The 20,813-nt window shown below is 33.7% G+C and carries 20 protein-coding genes; 12 read left to right on the forward strand and 8 right to left on the reverse strand.

From position 1 onward, the window contains the following. Window positions 1-127: 127 nt before the first annotated feature. Window positions 128-1,486, reverse strand: a complete 1,359-nt coding sequence (locus tag JM172_RS18995) for a helix-turn-helix domain-containing protein (RefSeq protein WP_214483948.1) — start codon at window positions 1,484-1,486, stop codon at window positions 128-130. 514 nt (window positions 1,487-2,000) lie between these two features. On the opposite strand from JM172_RS18995, the gene JM172_RS24870 reads away from it, so the two are divergent. Continuing rightward, window positions 2,001-2,255, forward strand: coding sequence for a GNAT family N-acetyltransferase (locus JM172_RS24870; protein WP_352223845.1), 255 nt, complete (start codon window positions 2,001-2,003; stop codon window positions 2,253-2,255). Window positions 2,256-2,522: 267 nt separating this feature from the next. On the opposite strand, the gene JM172_RS19005 is transcribed toward JM172_RS24870, so the two are convergent. After that, the gene (locus tag JM172_RS19005) at window positions 2,523-2,660 is read right to left on the reverse strand and encodes a hypothetical protein (RefSeq protein ID WP_214484006.1); all 138 of its coding nucleotides are present in this window, start codon (window positions 2,658-2,660) and stop codon (window positions 2,523-2,525) included. A 372-nt stretch (window positions 2,661-3,032) separates the two neighbouring features. Further along, entirely contained in the window at window positions 3,033-3,488 is a 456-nt protein-coding gene (locus tag JM172_RS19010) for a metal-dependent hydrolase (RefSeq protein ID WP_214483949.1), read from the reverse strand. A gap of 242 nt (window positions 3,489-3,730) precedes the next feature. Between JM172_RS19010 and JM172_RS19015 the strand changes: the two genes are divergently transcribed. The 8 genes from JM172_RS19015 to JM172_RS19050 all read left to right on the forward strand — a co-directional run bounded on the left by JM172_RS19015 (window position 3,731) and on the right by JM172_RS19050 (window position 12,345). Then, window positions 3,731-4,690, forward strand: coding sequence for a phosphotransferase (locus tag JM172_RS19015; protein WP_214483950.1), 960 nt, complete (start codon window positions 3,731-3,733; stop codon window positions 4,688-4,690). After that, on the forward strand, window positions 4,687-5,211 hold the full coding sequence (locus tag JM172_RS19020; protein WP_214483951.1) for a cysteine hydrolase family protein: 525 nt from the start codon (window positions 4,687-4,689) through the stop codon (window positions 5,209-5,211). Before JM172_RS19015 ends, JM172_RS19020 begins: the two co-directional genes overlap by 4 nt. A gap of 101 nt (window positions 5,212-5,312) precedes the next feature. Next, a complete protein-coding gene (locus JM172_RS19025) occupies window positions 5,313-6,845 on the forward strand; it encodes a M1 family metallopeptidase (RefSeq protein ID WP_214483952.1) in 1,533 nt (510 codons plus the stop codon). A gap of 316 nt (window positions 6,846-7,161) precedes the next feature. After that, on the forward strand, window positions 7,162-7,452 hold the full coding sequence (gene gatC / locus JM172_RS19030; RefSeq protein ID WP_214483953.1) for an Asp-tRNA(Asn)/Glu-tRNA(Gln) amidotransferase subunit GatC: 291 nt from the start codon (window positions 7,162-7,164) through the stop codon (window positions 7,450-7,452). 13 nt (window positions 7,453-7,465) lie between these two features. Further along, the gene (gatA, locus tag JM172_RS19035; RefSeq protein WP_214483954.1) at window positions 7,466-8,923 is read left to right on the forward strand and encodes an Asp-tRNA(Asn)/Glu-tRNA(Gln) amidotransferase subunit GatA; all 1,458 of its coding nucleotides are present in this window, start codon (window positions 7,466-7,468) and stop codon (window positions 8,921-8,923) included. A gap of 14 nt (window positions 8,924-8,937) precedes the next feature. Beyond that, on the forward strand, window positions 8,938-10,368 hold the full coding sequence (gatB, locus tag JM172_RS19040; protein ID WP_214483955.1) for an Asp-tRNA(Asn)/Glu-tRNA(Gln) amidotransferase subunit GatB: 1,431 nt from the start codon (window positions 8,938-8,940) through the stop codon (window positions 10,366-10,368). A gap of 127 nt (window positions 10,369-10,495) precedes the next feature. Beyond that, window positions 10,496-11,380, forward strand: a complete 885-nt coding sequence (locus JM172_RS19045; protein ID WP_214483956.1) for an aminoglycoside phosphotransferase family protein — start codon at window positions 10,496-10,498, stop codon at window positions 11,378-11,380. 467 nt (window positions 11,381-11,847) lie between these two features. Next, window positions 11,848-12,345 carry a DinB family protein gene (locus JM172_RS19050; protein WP_214483957.1) on the forward strand — a complete coding sequence of 166 codons (498 nt, stop codon included), beginning with the start codon at window positions 11,848-11,850 and terminating at the stop codon, window positions 12,343-12,345. 264 nt (window positions 12,346-12,609) lie between these two features. Here JM172_RS19050 and cyoE read toward each other — a convergent pair whose 3' ends face one another. Beyond that, window positions 12,610-13,527: a heme o synthase gene (cyoE, locus tag JM172_RS19055; protein WP_214483958.1), complete on the reverse strand. Its 918-nt coding sequence runs from the start codon at window positions 13,525-13,527 to the stop codon at window positions 12,610-12,612. Between the two features lie 198 nt (window positions 13,528-13,725). Next, complete coding sequence (locus JM172_RS19060) at window positions 13,726-14,058, reverse strand: cupin domain-containing protein (RefSeq protein WP_214483959.1); 333 nt, start codon at window positions 14,056-14,058, stop codon at window positions 13,726-13,728. A gap of 816 nt (window positions 14,059-14,874) precedes the next feature. On the opposite strand from JM172_RS19060, the gene JM172_RS19065 reads away from it, so the two are divergent. Continuing rightward, window positions 14,875-15,213: a zinc ribbon domain-containing protein YjdM gene (locus JM172_RS19065; RefSeq protein WP_214483960.1), complete on the forward strand. Its 339-nt coding sequence runs from the start codon at window positions 14,875-14,877 to the stop codon at window positions 15,211-15,213. A 118-nt stretch (window positions 15,214-15,331) separates the two neighbouring features. Here the strand turns inward: JM172_RS19065 and JM172_RS19070 are convergent, their stop codons facing one another. Together JM172_RS19070 and JM172_RS19075 are read right to left on the reverse strand one after the other, a co-directional pair. Continuing rightward, entirely contained in the window at window positions 15,332-16,117 is a 786-nt protein-coding gene (locus JM172_RS19070) for a DUF817 domain-containing protein (protein ID WP_214483961.1), read from the reverse strand. 457 nt (window positions 16,118-16,574) lie between these two features. Then, on the reverse strand, window positions 16,575-16,955 hold the full coding sequence (locus JM172_RS19075; protein WP_214483962.1) for a nuclear transport factor 2 family protein: 381 nt from the start codon (window positions 16,953-16,955) through the stop codon (window positions 16,575-16,577). Between the two features lie 334 nt (window positions 16,956-17,289). On the opposite strand from JM172_RS19075, the gene JM172_RS19080 reads away from it, so the two are divergent. Beyond that, window positions 17,290-17,757: a DinB family protein gene (locus tag JM172_RS19080; RefSeq protein ID WP_214483963.1), complete on the forward strand. Its 468-nt coding sequence runs from the start codon at window positions 17,290-17,292 to the stop codon at window positions 17,755-17,757. Window positions 17,758-17,832: 75 nt separating this feature from the next. Here the strand turns inward: JM172_RS19080 and JM172_RS19085 are convergent, their stop codons facing one another. Beyond that, window positions 17,833-18,399: a GNAT family N-acetyltransferase gene (locus tag JM172_RS19085; protein WP_214483964.1), complete on the reverse strand. Its 567-nt coding sequence runs from the start codon at window positions 18,397-18,399 to the stop codon at window positions 17,833-17,835. Window positions 18,400-18,508: 109 nt separating this feature from the next. On the opposite strand from JM172_RS19085, the gene pdxR reads away from it, so the two are divergent. After that, window positions 18,509-19,921 (forward strand): MocR-like pyridoxine biosynthesis transcription factor PdxR, encoded by a 1,413-nt coding sequence (gene pdxR, locus JM172_RS19090; RefSeq protein WP_214483965.1) that lies wholly within the window; start codon window positions 18,509-18,511, stop codon window positions 19,919-19,921. Window positions 19,922-20,813 lie beyond the last annotated feature (892 nt).

Genomic DNA, 20,813 nt, shown 5'->3' on the forward strand with positions numbered 1-20,813 from the left:
CATAATTGTTAGACAGACTCACGTACGGTGTTGTGAGAGGGGCGAAAATAATGTCCTTATTTTCCCTCTACTCGTTTATAGGTTATAGTAATTAAACGATCTTCTTACATCAAACAGTTTTTCTAACTCATAGCTCCATGCCTTTTTTAACATAATCATTAATCAGATCTTGATCTACAAAAGCAATAATCGGTAATATCTCTGAAATTCCTTTCGTTGAAACAGCATCTAAAGCGAGTTCGTTGATCAACTTCTTGTCAATAAAAGGGCATATAGAGGTTAATGAGCTTATACCATTTTCATTATAGCTGTATTTTGCGATGTCACTTAACGTATCACTACTTAAAAAAGGTGCGATTGATGTTAAAGCTTTAATTCCATTACTATGAAACTCTTTTTTAGCACAATCATTAATAACGTCTTGAGTAATAAAAGAAGCAATAGCTGTAAGACCGTTAATACCATTGACCTCAAACTCTTTTTTTGCATAATCAACAATTACATCTTGAGTAATAAAAGGGGCAATAGCTGCAAGACCTTTGATACCATTGACCTCAAATTCTTTTTTAGCACAATCATCAATAACGTCTTGGTTAATAAAAGGCGCAATAGATGTAAGACCGTTAATACCATTGACCTCAAATTCTTTTTTAGCACAATCATCAATAACGTCTTGATTAATAAAAGGCGCAATAGATGTAAGACCGTTAATACCATTGACCTCAAATTCTTTTTTAGCACAATCATCAATAACGTCTTGATTAATAAAAGGCGCAATAGATGTAAGACCGTTAATACCATTGACCTCAAATTCTTTTTTAGCACAATCATCAATAACGTCTTGGTTAATAAAAGGCGCAATAGCTGTAAGACCGTTAATACCATTGACCTCATACTCTTTTTTAGCACAATCATTAATAACGTCTTGATTAATAAAAGGCGCAATAGCTGTAAGACCGTTAATACCATTGACCTCAAATTCTTTTTTAGCACAATCATCAATAACGTCTTGACTAACAAAAGGGGCAATAGCTGTAAGACTGTTAATACCATTGATTTCAAACTCTTTTTTAGCACAATCATCAATAACGTCTTGACTAACAAAAGGGGCAATAGAAGATAACTCTTTATTTGAAAGCTTACCTTTAATGGTATGAAAAACCTCATCAGCCTTATCTGTTTGTATTAAGGGAGCGACATTTGAAAATTCTTCTACAGAAACATCATTTTGTTCTAAATATTCAGCTGTATTATCCTCTATTATATTTTTTATTAATTGTGTTCCGTCTCCGTTGTTAAGGATCTCATCAATTGTCACATCAAAAATTTGAGCAAGTTCAGGGAGTTTAGAAATATCAGGCATCGTTTTACCGCATTCCCAATTACTAATTGCTTGAAAGCTAACTCCCAGTTTATCTGCTAACTCCATCTGTGTAATTCTTTTTGACTTTCTAAATTGTGCAATTTTTCTACCAACCTTATTCATGTCAAACAAAACTATCACCTCTTTGATTTTTGATGCTTTAATTGTATCCGTTTAATTATTTAGTGTACATCAACTGATAGTTGAATAACGTCATTCTATATTTCAAGTAGTAGTTGAAGGATGTTTTTCGTATTAATGTTTAAACACATGGTTACAACAAGAGATTAAATCATTTTAAATATTGGACAACAATGACAAATAAAACGATTGCTGCCGTATTTATGTAAAATAAAAACAAAGTATATGAATAGCGTTTAATTAAAGGGAATGAAATGAACTATAGATGTTTAATAGAATTACTATCATTTTATTGTCAATAAATGGTAAAGTAAAACCATTGAAGGAAAATGGAGGATTATGGTTTAGGAAGATTCTTAAGGCAACAGTAAGTGAGCTTTAAGTGTTAATGGAATTATTTGATTTGTATCGGGTATTCTGTGAGCAAAAGTCTGATGTTGGTGGTGCAAGAAAGTTTTTACGAGAAAGGTTGATTAATTAAGAATCAGTCATATTTATTACTTTTAATGGAGAAGATCCTCTTGGTTTTGTTCAGTTATATCCCTCATTTCCCTCATTTCCCTCATTTCCCTCTATAAATATGAGGAAGACATGGGTGTTGAATGATTTGTATGTGAAAGAAGCTGCGAGAGGTAAAGGGATTGGCGAAAAATTACTAAAGAGAGCGATAACCTTTGCTGAAGATACTGGAGCAAAGGGAGTACTTGAAACAGCAGAAGATAACATAACAGCTCAGAGACCATATGAGTAAAACTATTTCAAAAGAGAAAGAAATCGTTATTATTTTTATACGATTTGAAGATTGGTAAAATTTAATGAAAGTAGGTAACTAGCTCTTTTCTTTTACTTTGGTTGATTTCGAATTAATTGTTGCTTTTCGTAATAAAGGTAAAATACATTTTAGGGGGATCTTTTCACATTTAAAGTCTCTAATACACATTAGTTGCTAACTTTTGAGTGAAAATTATGAAAATAGCCTTTACTTGTTATTACTAAGCTCAAATCGTTAAAGGTATATTTAGATACCACCTCCACCACCATCATAATCACTGGGAAAACGGTGAGGTTTATCATCTTTATTATTGTCCCTTAAGGACAAGTTGACAATAACTAGTAATACTAAAATGATAAAAATAATTAATAAAATCCACCACATATTACTTATCCCCCTATACAATTTACATAATAAAATGTAAAGCTATAAGAATGGATTCTTTGTAGAATATTATATTCATAGTTCAAAAACATAAGACTGTTTTAGCAAAAGTTTGTATCCTTCTTAGGTGAAAGCAGATGAGTAAAGTGAATATAGATGGTGGGCAAATGCAAAGGCTATATGTTGTTATTGAGTGATCATTAATTTGGTTTTTCCTGTTTATTTTAATTAAGTTTATCACTTCAAGAGGTGAGATCTTTCAATGAGGTGAAGTAGAGTTTCCACCTCATTCACCGATTTTCAAACTATGCTATATTCTAATGTTCAAAAACCACATATAGATGTGATTCCTGTAGTGGGAAAAAGTATAATTTAGGATATAAGCTTGTACGAGATAAAAATAAACGTAAAGAAACAAATTTGTTCGATGCTGCCTCCTGTTTTAAAAGTTATTGGTAAACGAATATAACGTCCAAATGGATAGAAAAGCTTTACCCCAGCTGGTGTAAGCATATCGCCTAAGATATGTGAAGCTGTTCCAAATATGATTCCTGTCACGAGTGAAGTAGGTAATAAGCCATATAAAAAAGTTAATATTCCTACAAAGAGTAGACTATGAAAAAATGTTCTATGAGTAAAGAACCTTGAAATAATTGATGGTAGGATCGGAACTTTGTTACTTATTTTGCTTTTTGGATGGTCGATGTCTGGTAGGAGAGCGCCAATGGCTAGCCCAATAAAATATGATGTTGGGTCAGGAACTTGAGCCCATTCCATCATTGATAACCCTACCATTCCTGAAAATGCTAGATGAGTATGATATTGCATTCGATTCCTCCATGTTGATTTATCTATGATGTTTAATGCCTGTGTATTGTTTATACACGAAATAATGTGATATTTCAATGATTCTTTCATAGCATGTCGTTTGTCACGTTAGGAACTGAAGTACTTGTACTTGAGAACTTGAAAAGTTAACAAATATTTAAACAAACGTTTGATTAAAACTGTTTTATATAGAAATTACCAATCTTGTGTGAAATATTGATATTAACTTGGAGGTGTAACGTATGACCAATCCGTGGGATGCTGAGCAAGTAGTGTCACCTAAGCTTGCAAAGGATTTAATTGAAACACAGTTTCCGGATCTGTATCCTGTTACGGTTTCATTAATGGGTAAAGGTTTTGATAATACTGTTTATCTTGTTAATGAAAAGTATGTCTTTCGATTTCCACGAAGAACAATCGCAGTTGATTTATTAAATACTGAAAATAGCTTACTTCCTATTTTATCGTCAGTTCTTCCACAAGCGATATCACATCCTATTTTCTTTGGAAAAAGTGTTACTGGAAAGTATCCGTGGCCTTTTACTGGGTATTATCGTGTTGAAGGTACACCGCCAAATACATTGTCAAAGCTTGAGAGAATGAACTCTGCAAAAATACTAGCAACTTTTCTCCGCTCTCTCCATGACTTTCCTGAAGAAAAAGCTAGATTGTTAGGTGTACCGTTTGATGAACTAAAACGATTAGATATTAGGAAAAGAAAGCGGGTTGCAGAAAAATATATTGAGCAAATAAAAACGCTACAATTATATGATCAAGTCTCATCATTAATGTCATACATAGAGCAAGTTGATCATATTGATGTAGAGCAAAAAAGCACACTTGTACATGGTGATATTCATATTCGTAATATACTAGTAAATGAGAACAACACAGTTTCAGGGTTCATTGATTGGGGTGACGTTCATATCGGACACCCTGCTGTTGATTTAAGTATTGTATATAGCTTTTTACCTCCTGAAGGCAGGAGCGTATTTTTTAGCCATTATGGAAAAGTTGATGAAGAAACTTTATTGTTAGCAAAATTTAAAGCTGTATTTACGACAATCATACTTCTTATGTACGGTTATGATCACAATGATAGAAAGTTAATTGAGGCAAGTAAACAAAGTCTTGATCTAATGTTTTGTGAAGAAAATACTTTAACGTTGTCTAGATCAAAAAAAATGGAGGATAAAAAATGAACAACTCAGCCTTACTTATCATTGATGTACAAAATGGTATGTTTTCTCAAAAAGACCCAGTTTACAAAGCCTCATATCTATTAAATACATTGAAACAACTAATTTTACGAGCAAGATCGAAATCTGTACCGATCATTTACATTCAACATAATGGACGTGAAGGACATCCGTTGGAATTAGGAACACATGGTTGGGAAATCCATTCAGCAATTAAGCCGATGGCTACTGATGAAATCATTCAAAAAACTACACCAGATTCATTCTTTCATACAAGCTTAGCTGAAAAACTAGCGGAAAATAAAATAAATCATCTTGTTATTGCAGGAATCCAATCCGATATTTGTGTAGACACAACTTGTCGACGAGCTTTTAGTATGGGGTTTGATATTACGTTAGTTTCTGATGGGCATAGTACTTGGGGATCGAATGGTTTAACAGCTCAACAAATTATTGATCATCACAATGGCGTATTACAATGGTTTGCAAAAATAGCAAGTGTAAAAGAGATTCATTTTTCTTAGAACTTAGAAATCATCTAAGTTCTTTTTTCATGCACTTTATAGAATTTGAAGGATTTTACAATTATGTGTCGAATTGTATATAAATTAGGAAGGGGATAAACATGACAAAAAGAAAATTAACCAGTTTAGTACCTATTTTTATAGTAATTATTATAGTTATAGCAATAGGAGCATTTTTATATGTTCGAGAAACAGCAGAGACAACAATGAATAACGACGAACCTATGGATGAAAATAACATAGAAAGCGAGATAGTAGAAGAAGCTGACACCCAAGATGAGCAAGTAGAAGAAGTTGACAATCAAAATGAGCAGGTTGAAGAAATTGAGGAGCCAACATATAATGTTCTTGCACCTTTGCCGGGAGCTTCAGCTGATTACGACATTTCGTTAACTTTAGATGATCAAGGTGTTTTTCATATATCATCAACAATTGATGTGGAAAATCTTTCAGATGATGTTTGGCACGATGTAGCCTTTTATTTAGTTCCTAATGCCTTTATCGAAGAAAATAAACCAGAATTCATAGAGGGCAAAGCGGAAGTGTCAATCTTGTCAGTGGATCAAAATGGACAAGAGGCTACGTATGACTTACATAATAATAATTTGTTTATTCAACTAAATGAAGAAATAAACTCGGGACTAACTTCAACGATTTCTATAGACTACACACTAGAAATACCTGAAAAGGGCCTTCGCCTCTCTCAAAAAAACGGCAATTATTATTTAGCACATTGGTATCCAATGATAGCTCACTATCAAGAAGGCTGGAATATTGAGAATTATATGGCGAGAGGAGAATCTTATCATACCCCATACGGGAATTACACGATTTCTTATAAGTTACCAAAGGAATACTTCGTTGTAAGCTCTGCACCAGATGGTAAAGCAAAACCTTCTACCTCTGGAACGCTTCATGGAGAAAAAATAAAAGATTTCTATATAGGCATATTAGAGCCTAATGAATGGCTAACAACTTCCATTAAGGTAAATGATACAAATTTACGTTTATTTGTACCTGTTGATGCTAATGACCTCTTACAAGAAGGTATGAAAGAAGCTGAAAAAGGCTTTAATTATTTTGAAAAGAACATTGGTGATTATCCATTTGAAGAATTAGATTTGATTGGTAACGATGGTGGGATGGAATATCCAAATGTAGTGGAAGTGTCTGATGCTCTACGTGAACAATCATTGCATACAATTATTCACGAAATTGCACATCAATGGTTTTATTATCTTGTTTCAAATGATCCATATCATGATGCATGGTTAGATGAAGGAATGACGGAATTTGCAACGACTGTATATTTTTATGAGCAAACAAAAGATGAAGACTTTAGTTTTGAATTTGCAAAACGCGTATCAACTTTAAATGAAACCGAAGAAAAAGTTAATTTAAGTTTAGATGAATTTACTAATAGTTATACGGGAACACTATACGGGAAAGTGCCCCTTGAGTTATGGGCGTTCTTCCAAACAAACGGAGGGCATGAAGAAGCTGTTAAGTTTTTATCAGCATATTATTCGGAGTTCCAATACGAATATGTTACGACTACAAAATTTGTTTCATTTTTTAATGCTTATTTTCAGAAGGATTATAGTGATTTTTTAGCTAACTGGCTAGAATTTTAAGCGGAGCACGGAATCTATATGATGAGATTCCGTGTTTTTTACGGTTGCTTTGACATTGATTTGTTGCTTTTACTACTAAAATAAACAAATAAACGAAGCATTCGTGGCTTCTTTGCTCATTTAAATGGAGATCAATTGCATAAATTTAGTTGCTGCTGTCCTAAATTAGTCTCAATAGCACAATTTTCTTATTAATTAAGGTAGAGTGAAGTGATTATTTTGACTGGAATTGTATACTTCTATTGCTTTAATGGGCTAAAATTTGATATTATCAGTATATTGTGAACGGTCGAACAACCAATGGAGGTGACTTTATATGTCAAGGATTTCAGTCGATCAAGTGAAGCACGTAGCAAACTTAGCACGATTAGCGATTACAGAAGAGGAAGCAGCGAAGTTTACGAATCAGCTTGATGCAATTATCTCTTTTGCTGAAGAGTTAAATGAACTTGATACAACAAATATTGAACCAACTTCTCACGTGTTAAGCATGACGAATGTTTTACGAGAAGATGTTGCAAAAGAAGGTTTACCTATCGATGAGGTGTTAAAAAATGCGCCTGATCACAAAGGTGGACAAGTACGTGTGCCATCAATTATAGAATAAGGAGGGGCGAGGCATGTCATTATTTGATCATAAAGTATCAGAATTACATAAACTTTTACACAAAAAAGATATTACAGTTACAGATCTTGTTGATGAGTCGTATAAACGAATTAACGAGGTTGAAGATAAAGTCAATTCCTTTTTAACGTTAAATGAAGAAAATGCACGTGCATATGCGAAACAATTAGATGAAGCGATTGGGAATAAGGATGAATATGGCCTTTTATTCGGACTTCCAATAGGACTTAAGGATAACATCGTCACAAAAAATCTTCGTACAACATGCGCGAGTAAAATCCTAGAAAACTTTGATCCGATTTATGATGCTACTGTTGTTAAAAAGTTATATGATGCTGAAACAGTTACAATTGGTAAGTTAAATATGGATGAATTTGCGATGGGATCTTCGAATGAGAATTCTGGTTTTCACGTAACAAGAAACCCGTGGAATACTGACCATGTACCTGGAGGTTCAAGTGGTGGCTCAGCAACTGCAGTTGCAGCAGGTGAAGTACTATTTTCACTTGGTTCTGATACGGGAGGGTCAATACGTCAGCCAGCAGCATTTTGTGGAGTTGTTGGATTTAAACCGACATATGGTAGGGTGTCTCGCTTTGGCTTAGTAGCTTTCGCATCATCATTGGATCAGATCGGACCAATTACACGTACTGTTGAGGATAACGCTTATTTATTACAAGCAATTGCAGGGCATGATCAAATGGATACTACTTCAGCTGACGTTGAAGTGCCTGATTTTATATCTTCCTTAACTGGAGATGTAAAAGGGTTGAAAATTGCTGTTCCAACTGAATATATTGGTGAAGGTGTATCTGAAGATGTTCGTAAGTCAGTTCTCGAAGCGCTAAAAGTTCTTGAAGGCTTAGGTGCTACATGGGAAGAAGTCTCACTTCCACATTCAAAATACGCATTGGCTACGTATTACTTACTTTCGTCTTCAGAGGCTTCGGCTAATCTTGCACGCTTTGATGGGGTGCGTTATGGTTACAGAACGGATAATGCTGAAAGCTTAATCGACATGTACAAGCAAACACGTAGCGAAGGCTTTGGCGAAGAAGTTAAGCGACGTATCATGCTTGGTACGTTTGCACTAAGCTCAGGATATTATGACGCATATTATAAAAAAGCGCAGCAAGTTCGGACATTAATTAAAAAAGATTTTGAAGATGTGTTTGAAAAATATGATGTGATTATAGGCCCTACAACGCCAACACCAGCATTTAAAATAGGCGAAAATATTGAGGATCCATTAACGATGTATGCCAATGATATTCTCACAATTCCAGTGAACCTTGCTGGAGTACCAGGTATTTCAGTTCCATGTGGACTCTCAAACGGGCTTCCGCTAGGCTTACAAATAATCGGTAAACACTTTGATGAAGCAACGATTTATCGTGTTGCACATGCATTTGAACAAGCAACTGACCATCATAAAGCAAAACCAGTATTGTAAGGGGTGAGAAGAAGATGAACTTTGAAACGGTAATAGGGCTTGAAGTCCACGTAGAACTAAAGACAAAATCAAAAATCTTTTCAAGTAGTCCGACTGATTTTGGTGCCCCCCCAAATACGCAAACGAGTGTAATTGACCTTGGTTACCCGGGTGTGCTACCTGTGTTGAATAAGCAGGCAGTCGAATTTGGAATGAAGGCAGCCATGGCACTAAATTGTGAAGTAGCAACACATACTAAATTTGACCGTAAAAATTATTTTTATCCGGATAATCCAAAGGCTTACCAAATCTCTCAATTTGACAAACCAATAGGAGAAAACGGTTGGATTGAAATAGAAGTAAACGGTCAAAAGAAAAAAATTGGCATTACCCGCTTGCATTTAGAAGAAGATGCAGGAAAATTAACACACTCTGGGGGCGGCTATTCATTAGTTGATTTCAACCGTCAAGGAACGCCACTTGTAGAGATTGTTTCAGAACCAGATATTCGTACACCTGAGGAAGCATATGCATATTTAGAAAAACTAAAATCCATTATTCAATTTACTGGAGTGTCAGATTGTAAAATGGAAGAAGGCTCACTGCGCTGTGATGCTAATATTTCTTTGAGACCAATTGGGCAGAAAGAATTTGGTACGAAGACAGAACTGAAAAACTTAAACTCATTTGCTTTTGTTCAAAAGGGTCTTGAATTTGAAGAAAGACGCCAAGAAGCAGTGTTACGTTCTGGTGGAATTATTGAGCAAGAAACACGTAGATATGATGAAACAAGTAAAAAGACGTTGCTCATGCGCGTCAAAGAAGGTTCTGATGACTATCGTTATTTTCCTGAACCAGATTTAGTTGCTTTACATATTGATGACGAATGGAAGGAACGCGTACGTTCTGAAATTCCAGAGCTCCCAGATCAAAGGCAAAAAAGATATGTAGAAGAACTTGGGTTACCTGCCTATGATGCACAAGTACTTACGCTAACTAAGGAAATGTCTGACTTTTTCGAAGCTACCGTTAACCACGGCTCGGACGCTAAGCTTGCTTCAAACTGGATGATGGGTGAAATATCCGCCTATTTAAATGCTAATCAGCAAGAAATCACTGATATAGCTATTTCCCCTGAAGGGTTAGCAAGCATGATCAAACTAATAGAAAACGGTACAATTTCATCTAAAATTGCTAAAAAAGTCGTTAAAGAGCTTATCGAAAAGGGTGGAGACGCTGAGAAAATCGTTAAAGAAAAGGGCCTCGTTCAAATCTCTGATCCAGCCCAGCTTACTCCTATTGTTGTTGAAGTGCTTGATGCAAATCCACAATCAGTTGAGGACTTCAAAAGCGGAAAAGAAAAAGCCATTGGCTTCTTAGTTGGACAAATTATGAAAAAAACAAAAGGTCAAGCGAATCCACCAATGGTCAACAAACTGTTGATGGAAGAAATAAAAAAGAAATAAGAAATAAGATATTACTAACACTCTTCAACTAATGCTTGAAGAGTGTTGTTTTGTTATAATAGGATTTATGTGGAAAAATATGTATGTTAGATGAGGAGTTTACATTAGTAAGGGGGAGAATCAGTTGATGTTTAATACGATTCCATTTCTAAAGGATGCTAAAAATGCAAAATTAATTCATGAAGGCTTTTCTGAAGATGAAAAATGGAAAATTGATGAATGTTATTTATTGAGATTCTATCCTAAGAGCAATATAGAAACTTTGACTTGGCAAGCTAATTTAATCGAGCAAGCATATGAGTCTGGTTGTCAGGTTCCAAATGTATATGATTTAGGTGTATGGGAAGAAATACCTTATATGATTGTTGATTATGTAAAAGGTAAAAATGCAGAATTGATGATGGATAAGTTATCAGAAGATGAGCAGTATGAACTTGGTAAGGAAGTGGGGGAGCTGCTTACTAAATTACATGCTGTACCTATTGCTGAGTCTTCAGTATGTTGGGAAGAGCTTTGGACAAAACGTGTTGAACGACTTTCACCACAATATAAAGAGATTTTTCAAAGTTCGTCAAGACACCTTTCAGTTCTGGACTTTATTAAGGACAATCTAGTATTAATGGCTAATCGCCCTGTTGCTATTCAACATTACGATTTACATCCTGCAAATATAATCGTTAAGCACAAAAAGCTTGTTGGTATGATTGATTTGCAGAAAATCACTATTGCTGACCCTTATCATGAATTTTATAAAATGGAGTATTTCACAACACCTATTAGTCAAGCATACGCTCGTGGTATCATCGATGGCTATCATCAGGATGGTGTGCCAACATTATTTTGGCAACTTCATCGTTTATATGCAGCGATACATATTATTTCTGCTGAAGTATGGGGACATCAGGTTGCTTTAGATCAAAAGGATAAATTTATGCGCCATACACTTAGAACGCTAGATGAATGGGACGATTTCAAAAGAGAGATTCCTAGTTGGTATAATAGCAATCATTAAAGAGATTAATAATGATATATTAGGTAGTTTAGTTATATTTTTTTGCATGTTTAATTAACATGAACATCAAAACTAACTTGTTTAATACATTCTCTTCGTAATTACACATATACAAATATCCGTAACTTCTAATTTACGTGTTTAGTACTTTTAAGGAGCGCTGTTTTACATACAGTTGTTTCTTTCCATACTTATAAACTATCTTTCGAGATACCTTGTCAACTTTCTGAATTTAAGAGTCCGGTTACAAAGGCTGTTTTCGCTTGTTTATTGCTTTTCGTTCTTAGATATATGAACGTACATCTAGCGTTTCTTTTCTATTTTTACAATTGTTGAGGTTTCATAAAACTCAAACAACAAATTTTACGAAACGACCCTTAATAAAAGTGTCTATGATAAACATGAAATCTGCTTGGGGATAATAAAATGTATTATCAAATAGTCCTTTAAAGGAGGCTACGATTAAATTGGATCAAAAAGAAGTTTTATTAGAACAAATGATAACTTGTCATGAGCAAAAGAATTGGTTTGTACCACTTACTGTTGCCCTTGAAGGGGTTTCAGCGGATCAGGCTATGTGGAAAGAAGGGGACAGCAACTCCATATGGGAAATAGTTAACCATTTAACTTTTTGGAATGAGCGATATTTGAAGTTTTTTAAGGGAGGTCCACTACCTCAAGGTAAAGTCGTTAATGATGATACGTTTGATTTGTCTAAGGTGAATGATTCTAACGAAGAATGGGTAACTGCCGTATCTCATCTTTGTAACATTATGTCTGAATGGATAGCTGTCGTGAAAGAAAGTGATCAAGATAAACTTTATAGCATAGCGCATATTGAGTATGGTACATCATGGTCTTCAATGATTGCTAACTTTAATACTCATAATGCATATCATATTGGCCAAATTGTTCAAATACGAAAGATACAAGGGATATGGGATTCATCAGCTGGAGTCAACTAAATCTCTAAAATTAAGCTGTTCTCATTTACACCTTTTGTTAAGGTAGTTATGTGATAATGGAAAATGTTGTTATTTGTAAGGGTGGAAAACAGCTAAACTTTGTGGCAGTAGGTCTAAAATCAGTATCTCCATAAAAATGGTAAGAGTGCCAAAATGTCGACGCTGATACATAACCACTATCTGCATAAAGATTAGCTGTTTTTATATTGGAACTGGGAATGTAAATTTCTTTGAAAGTTACTAATGCCATCTTCAATATATGTTTTACAAGTCAAACAAAATTCCCATGAGAGAATAGATGATTACAGTTGAAAATAAGATAGTCATATGGAAAAGAGAAAATATAAACATTGACTTTGCCCATTTTTCCGAATCCATTCTTTTATAACCATAAATACTTAAAACAAGCCATGAAATACTTAACAGAAGTGCCACGAGCATTAACCCGGTGCTTAAAGATACGAAAAGAAAACTAATTAAAATTAATACAACTAAGTAGACATTTGTTTGTATATATGTTCTTTTAACTCCTTTGATTACTGGAAGCATTGGAACATTTGCAGCTTGATATTCACTGTGTTTCCGAATAGCAATAGCATAGAAGTGAGGCATTTGCCAAATAACTGTAATGACAAAAAGACCGAGAATGGCAGGGTGTGTAACATCTGGATAAATAGCAGCCCAACCTATAAGTGGAGGCATTGCTCCAGAAATACTTCCAATTTCTGTATTGTAAATTGTTCTTCTTTTGCTCCACATCGTATAAGGGACAACATAAAAAAACAAGCCCAAAAACCCGAGAAGTGCTGCTAAAGGAGTCGCTAATGATAATATTATTATTCCAATGATGGACATGAAGCTACCTAGCCATAGAACGGTCTTAGGCTGTATTTCTCCTGTCACAGTGGGTCTGTTTTTTGTTCTTTCCATTATTGAATCAATATCTCTGTCATACAAGTTATTAAAAGCTCCAGCTGCACCCATTACTAAAATAGAACCGATGGTAGCATAAATTATTTCAGGTATTTTCTCAATGAGATTCAATTGATACGTATATAAAGCCAATGTCAACCCAGCAAACATAGGAAACAGATTGGATTTAATGATCCCAGTCTTAACAGTTTGCGCTAAAATTTCCGATAATGTACGCTTTGACATTGTTAAGTTTTCTTCCTTATTCATGATGACCCTCTTCTCTTTGGACTAGATGATCTGAATGTTTATTACTATACTCGAGAATAACATGATTGATGTTGATCTACAAAATTAAAAGCTTACATTTTACATTTCATATTGAATTTACAAACTAATTGGTATGTTTGTCAAGAGAAGGGAGTTATAACTTATCTATTTGAAAAATGGTTATGTTATGCAATGTTATCATTTTGCAAGAGTGTACTCTGCTGGTGAAAAAATTACGATGACGGTAAGGTCTTTTTTTATGTCATAAAATTGATGTTTCACATTTTTCTCTACAAATACAAAAGATCCGTCCTTAACTGTAAAGTGATTCTCACCGACGAACATTTGTGATTCACCACTTATGATAAAATAAAGCTCATCCTCTGTATGTGGTTGTTGAGTATCAATCTCACCAGCTTTTAGCTCATATATACCTACACTCATTGAAGAGGTATTAAAAAACTCATTATATGAGTGTTCTGAGCCTTTGAATTTATTCATCAGCTCCTGTAGGTTAAATATATTCTCCATTTCGAATCAGCTCCTTATTAATAATTTATTATTCTGAATATTCTATAATATATTAATGAATTTTACAATTACATCTATATTTAAAATGAAAAACAAATATTAGAAGTTAGTTTGTTTTTCGTAATTGTTATTATTTGGGTTGTGAAAGGGGAGAATTCTACATTTTTGTAAAGGCTTTTTTCTAAATGGTATTAATTTGATAACAATAGCAACAAAGTTAAAAAAGCCTTAGAAATAGTTGTTTTCGCAATAATTGTTGCTTGTCGTAATAGAGCTAAATACGATTATAATTAACGTTCGTGGCATTTTTTCTATTTTTAAAGTCTATGTGCCCTCATAAAACTCATCGTACTTCTCATTATTAATAACAATAGCAACAAAGTTAAAAAAGCCTTAGAAATCGTTGTTTTCGCAATAATTGTTGCTTGTCGTAATAGAGATAAATACGATTATAATTAACGTTCGTGGCATTTTTTCTATTTTTAAAATCTATGTGCGCTCATAAAATTCATCATACTGCCCATTTTTAATAACAATAGCCACAAAGTTAAAAAAGCCTTAGCAATCGATGTTTTCGCATTAATTGTTGTTTGTCGTAAATTGAGCTAAATACGATTTTGATTAACGTTCGTGGCATTTTTTCTATTTTTAAAATCTATGTGCGCTCATAAAACTCATCATACTGCCTATTTTAAATTACAATATCAACAAAGTTAAAAAAGCCTTAGTAAATGTAATACAATGTTAACGCGATCGATAAGAAATGATAATATAGTTTCTATCGTTCAACTTATAGGAATGGATGGAGGAAAATAAATGAGCTTGCCAAATTGTCCGAAATGTAATTCACCATATACGTACGAAGATGGGATTCTACTAGTGTGCCCAGAATGTGCTCATGAGTGGAGTTCTGAGGGAGACGTCGAAAATAATGAAGATCAGAAGGTGATTAAAGATTCGAATGGGAATGTCTTGAAAAACGGTGATTCTATAACAGTCATTAAAGACCTTAAAGTTAAAGGTAGCTCATTAGTCGTAAAGATGGGGACCAAAGTAAAGAACATTCGTCTAGTTGAAGGAGATCATGATATTGATTGTAAAATTGATGGCCTTGGGGCTATGAAGTTAAAATCAGAATTTGTTAAAAAGGTATAGTGACACACAGCAGCAATATTGAAAATTACATAAACATTCAGGTATATGATGTGGCTGTTAAAATGGAGACAAGTTATTAAAAAAAGAGAAGGAAACTCCAAGTGGAGTTTTCTTCTCTTTAAATGGATATTTCACTTGACGGCTTCCTGTTGTTTTTTACATGTTTAAGCTCAGCAACTATCATGAAGCTGACAATAACAAGTAGGAGCCAAGAGCTGATTTTTCCAATATGCACAATCTCCCATGTCTGTTCTTGATTCGGATACGCCCATGCACCAAAAAAGGTAGCGATATTCTCTGCAATCCAAATAAAAAATCCTATTAGGATAAAAGAAAGTGCTAGAGGCATTTGATAAATTGTTTTGTTAACCGTAAAGGATACGAATGTTTTAAGGAAAACAAAGAGAATTGTAAGCTTTAATACCCAGCGAACATCAAAGATGAAGTGATGTGTGTAAAAATTAAAATAGATTGCAGCTCCTAAAATGATTACAATCCATGAAGGAGGCCAACTGTTCAATTTTAAATCAAATCTTCTCCATGCCTGACACATATAACTAGCTACACTTGCATACATAAACCCGCTATACAGAGGAACACCGTATATTTTTGTAACTGCGTTCTCAGGGTAAGACCATGATCCCATATGAACCATATATAACTCAAGAGCAAGTCCAATTAAATGGAAAACAAAAATAACTTTAACTTCATCTGCAGTTTCATACTTAAATATTACTAATAAAATTTGAGTTATTACGCAAATGAGCAGTATAAGGTCATATCGAGCAATAAAGGGAATTTCAATAAATTTTGTAAGTGCAAGGGAAAGAAAAATAATAACGGGAAAGACGCAGGACCGTGCCTGTTCAAAACCAAAATAGAAAAAGTTACGTAAATGTTTCATATATAAAGCACCTCATAAAACCCCAGTAATATAGTTGTAAGTATGGGTGGAAATGAAAAAAAAATCTATAGTAATAATTGGTTATATGTACTAATACTGGTTATTAATCGTAATAGTAGCATAGATGACTGCAAAGTACGATACACTAAGTAACAATTTAGTGAAGTTAAGTTAATTTCTAGTTAACTATCTATGCAAAAACGACAAGAAACAGCCCCGATTTTTTTCTTTAAAGGCTGTTTTCGCATTGATTGTTGTTTTTCGTACAACAAGAGTTCGTGACAGCTTTTCCTTTGTACAACGAAGACTAACAATAAAGACGACTGTTTATGGTAATGATAACAATAGTTTACGAAAAGAGGCTTATATGGAGCTACGAATCGTTCTATGTAATGGTTATGTCGTAGGTGTGTGATTAAGAATAACGTAAATTGATGCGCAGGGAGTAACTTGTATGTTATTTCTCTATCTCAATGAATTCTCTAAGTAACTTCCAATTGTTTTCTTCTCGTCTCCAAATAAACATGCATTTCGCATATGCAGGTGAACCATTTATTATGCTAACCTTTGTGCCTAAAATGATATGTTCATCTCCATTATTACGTTCTGTAATAGAAAGGGGTTCCAATGTCATTTCAGTATTCTCATCATATTGTTGTAAGACTGCATTAATATCATAATTGTAGTCATATTGTTCGGGATGATTAAGGTTTGAATTTCCCCAAAACCCTATAAAATTTTTTGACAAATATTTTCTAATGTCATCTCCATTTTTACTTTTAAATCCCTCATTCCAAGACTTATAATATCGGTCCAACACTTCTTGAATGGTATCCATAGCATTCCCTCCTTATAAAATGATACGTATTAAATTTCAATAAAGACACTATTAATCCTTCAATAAATGTTCGACATGATATGTCAAGCTATACTTTCTCGTGCAACTGATGCTAGCTTTCGTGTCCGAGATTACTAGAAAAATGAATGGTCAATAAAAAGGGTTATATGATCATTTTGTTAATGTGCAGGAATTAAAACATCATGAATCGAAGCATATTTTATAGAGTAATATGCAATTTAATTGTAGGAAAAATAGGATTGGAAGTTGATAGACGTAAATGATCGTGTAATTTCGATTGTAACTAAGCTAAGCAGGTGTTAAGGAGGATAAGATGTGTAAAGATTATATAATTAAGAAAAAATTAATGTTAACTGACTGGAGTCAGTCATTAAATAATATGAGAGAGGAATTATGGCTCAAGCCTATTAAAAAGGGGTCTTGGGCTACAGCTGACATTATCTCTCATTTCAAGTTATGGGATATATTTTTAATAGAGAATAGGCTCTGTTATTTAGTGAGAGGAGAAGCTTTTCCAAAAATAGAAGTTGATGTTGAAGGTATGAATAAAAAAGCTTCTGACTATGCTAGGTCGGGTATTTCAAAGAATGATTTAATAGGTGAATTTATTTTAGTTCGTAAAGAATTGGTTTCTATAATAAATCATATTCCTGTAGAAAAATTTAATCAACCATGTAAAGGTAAAGAGCATTTAACTTTATGTGATTATCTTTCAAGCATGGTAGATCATGATATACATCATAAAAAACAAATTGATGATTTCTTAGCAATGTCGTTGTGAAAAGCCTAGCTATTAGGATGGTTATATAAATCAATCAAATATACCCCGATAAAAGAGTATATTTGATTGATTCTGCTAATCTTTTTTACTTAATCGATATTCATCCTCTAACATACTCATTATAATAGCATCATGGTATTGATGATCGTAATATAGTCTGTCACGTTGTATACCCTCTTTTTTAAACCCCAATTTCTCATAAACATGTAATGCTCGTTTGTTAAACGAAAATACCTCCAGTTCGATACGATGAAGGTTTAATATTCCGAATCCGTATTCCAACATTAAGGAAATCGCTTCACTTCCATAACCTTTACCTTGATGTTGATCAGCATCTATAGCAATGCGTATGCTAGCACTGCGGTTAATAGTATCAATATCCTGTAAGGCGATGTCACCGATTATGTCATCCGAAGCATTTAGTGCAATTAATAAAATAATTGATGAAGAATCTCCGGATTTGCTCTCAATATAGCTATTAATTTCTTTTCGTGTATAACTCCTCTGTGTACCTGTTAGTCTTCTTGTTTCTGAGTTATATAGCATGCGGAAATATATTTCACTATCCTCTACATCCAATGAGCGTAAATAAACTTTATTTCCAGTTAAGAAGCGAACTGGGGGCTGTTGATTTGATGTCATAGTCTATTCCTCCTTGTTCATTTAGCAAGAGTATATCAGTAAATTGTATATATAAAAATGTGCAGTTTATAATAATTGAAAAGGACAGATGTGGAAGAAGGATGATTAGATGATACTGCTCCCAAAATTAGATGAAAACAGTAACATGCCTCTTTATGTTCAGATATATGAATATATGAAGCAAGAAATTGTCGGTCAAACTATTACAGAAAATACGCGTCTTCCATCTATTAGAAAGATGGCAGATTTACTTGCTATTAGTACGACGCCAGTAGAGCTTGCATATCATCAGCTTATAGATGAAGGTTACATTATTAGTAAACCCAAAAGTGGATATTATGTTAAAAGCCTACCGAATACAATATATGATAATCAAGTTAATCTTTTTGATACTGCAAACGTAAAAGGTTATACACCAAAACAAGTCTATAAATATGATTTTCATTTATCGAAGAATGATTTTAATGCATTTCCTTTTCAAACGTGGCGTAGATTTTTTAACCAGGTTATGCGCCATGAAAACAAAGATTTACTTTTTTATGGAGATCCACAAGGAGAAGAAGGGCTGAGAAATGAAATTGCAAAATATTTGTATCAATACAGAGGGGTTCAATGTTCTTCAGATCAGGTTGTCATAGCAGCAGACCAATATGCCCTGCTCAATTTTATTAGTCAAATGCTACAAGAATATTCTTTAAATGTTGCAGTTGAAAACCCAGGGTATATTTTATTTCGATCCACTTTTAAGCAGCAAGGCTTTCAAATTTCACCAATTGAATTAGAGAAAGATGGGATTAGCCTTCAGCATTTATATGATAGTAAGTCAAGAATCGTTTGTGTTTCACCTTCACATCAGTATCCACGTGGTATGATCATGCCTGTCTCGAAACGCCTTAAATTGCTAGAATGGGCAAAACAACATGATGGCTATATTATTGAAGATGACTACGATGGTGAGTTTCGTTATCATGGAAGACCAATACCGTCATTACAAGGGTTACTACCCGACACAAATGTTATTTATTTAGGTGGTTTTTCGCAAGTGTTAGCCCCAGCCTTTTGTATTAACTATATGGTGCTGCCAAAAAAACTAGTTTCTACATTTCACTTAATACAGCAGCGGCTATTATTTGAACAATCATCTTCGCCAATTCACCAAAAAACGCTAGAGGTTTTTATGAAGGAAGGCTATTTAGCTAGACATATTGCCAAAATGAGAAATATTTATAGAAAGAAACACGACAAGGCAATATATGCGATTCAAACTCATTTTGGAGAAAAAGCAATTATCTTAGGTGAAGATGCAGGCTTTCATCTCTTAATAAAGGTTCATAGCGCAAAAACGGAAAGAGAGCTTATTGATTTAGCAAAACATGCAAGTATAAATATTGCCTCAGCTACATTCACTTGGTTTCAATCACCAAAAGAAGAACGAAAGGAATTTATTTTAGGTTTTGCTAGCATGGACATAGATGATATTGAACCAGGTATTAAATTGCTCAGTGAAGTTTGGCTGAAGTAAAAAAATAAGGCTCTTTTCGTAAACTTTTTTTTACTAAAAACTGACAGTATGATGAGTTTTATAAGAACTCATCTTTTTTATAGTAGAAAAGATGACACGACCGCTGGTAGTAGTAGACGTGCTTAGATCTAAATAGAAAAGCAACAATCAATGCAAAAACAGCAAAACTAATATGGAAAATGACACATTGTCGGATACAAAACTTAATCAAAATGAAAATCAGAATACTTTATTTCTTTGCTGTTGTTCCAAGAAAAGTCTAAATTGTACTCATTTCTTGCATGGCTTGAATTATTTATTATGGGTCTGATATTGACCTTTATTCCACTTGTTATGCGTACCCTATTCAGACACTATAGAAAAGAATGATATAAAATAAATTATAGATATAATAGAAATTATGTTGTACTAACTTTCTTACAAAGTGACTCCTCAAATAAAATAGGTCAGCTGTATGGATGCTAGTCCAAGAAGTATATCAAGATTATTAATATAATATATAATAATTACTATATTTTTTAGGAGAGAAAAGCCATATGGACACCTATTTATATACAATGACTATGATATGTTTTATGTGTATGATGATAGAAGTAGATACCAGTATATTTGACCCTCGATCTAGTTTTGGTTTAAACTTCACTAGAATAATGGACGTATCTTGAAAGAAAAAAGAACTAATAGTGAATTTAATAAACACAATGATTAGTGAGTCGATTAGTTCCAGTTCTTCAGAAATGAAAAATTGGAACTTTTGTTATTTTACATAATCAGGAATCTACTTTGCGGTATATCGTAGCTTAGCTCCCTTTACATAATTTCAAAAGCTTGTACATCACTCTATACGAACTTGAGTATTGATACATATAATATGATAAGGGTTGGATTAATC

It is taken from the genome of Bacillus sp. SM2101 (genome assembly GCF_018588585.1).
GTDB lineage: Bacteria > Bacillota > Bacilli > Bacillales > SM2101 > Nanhaiella > Nanhaiella sioensis.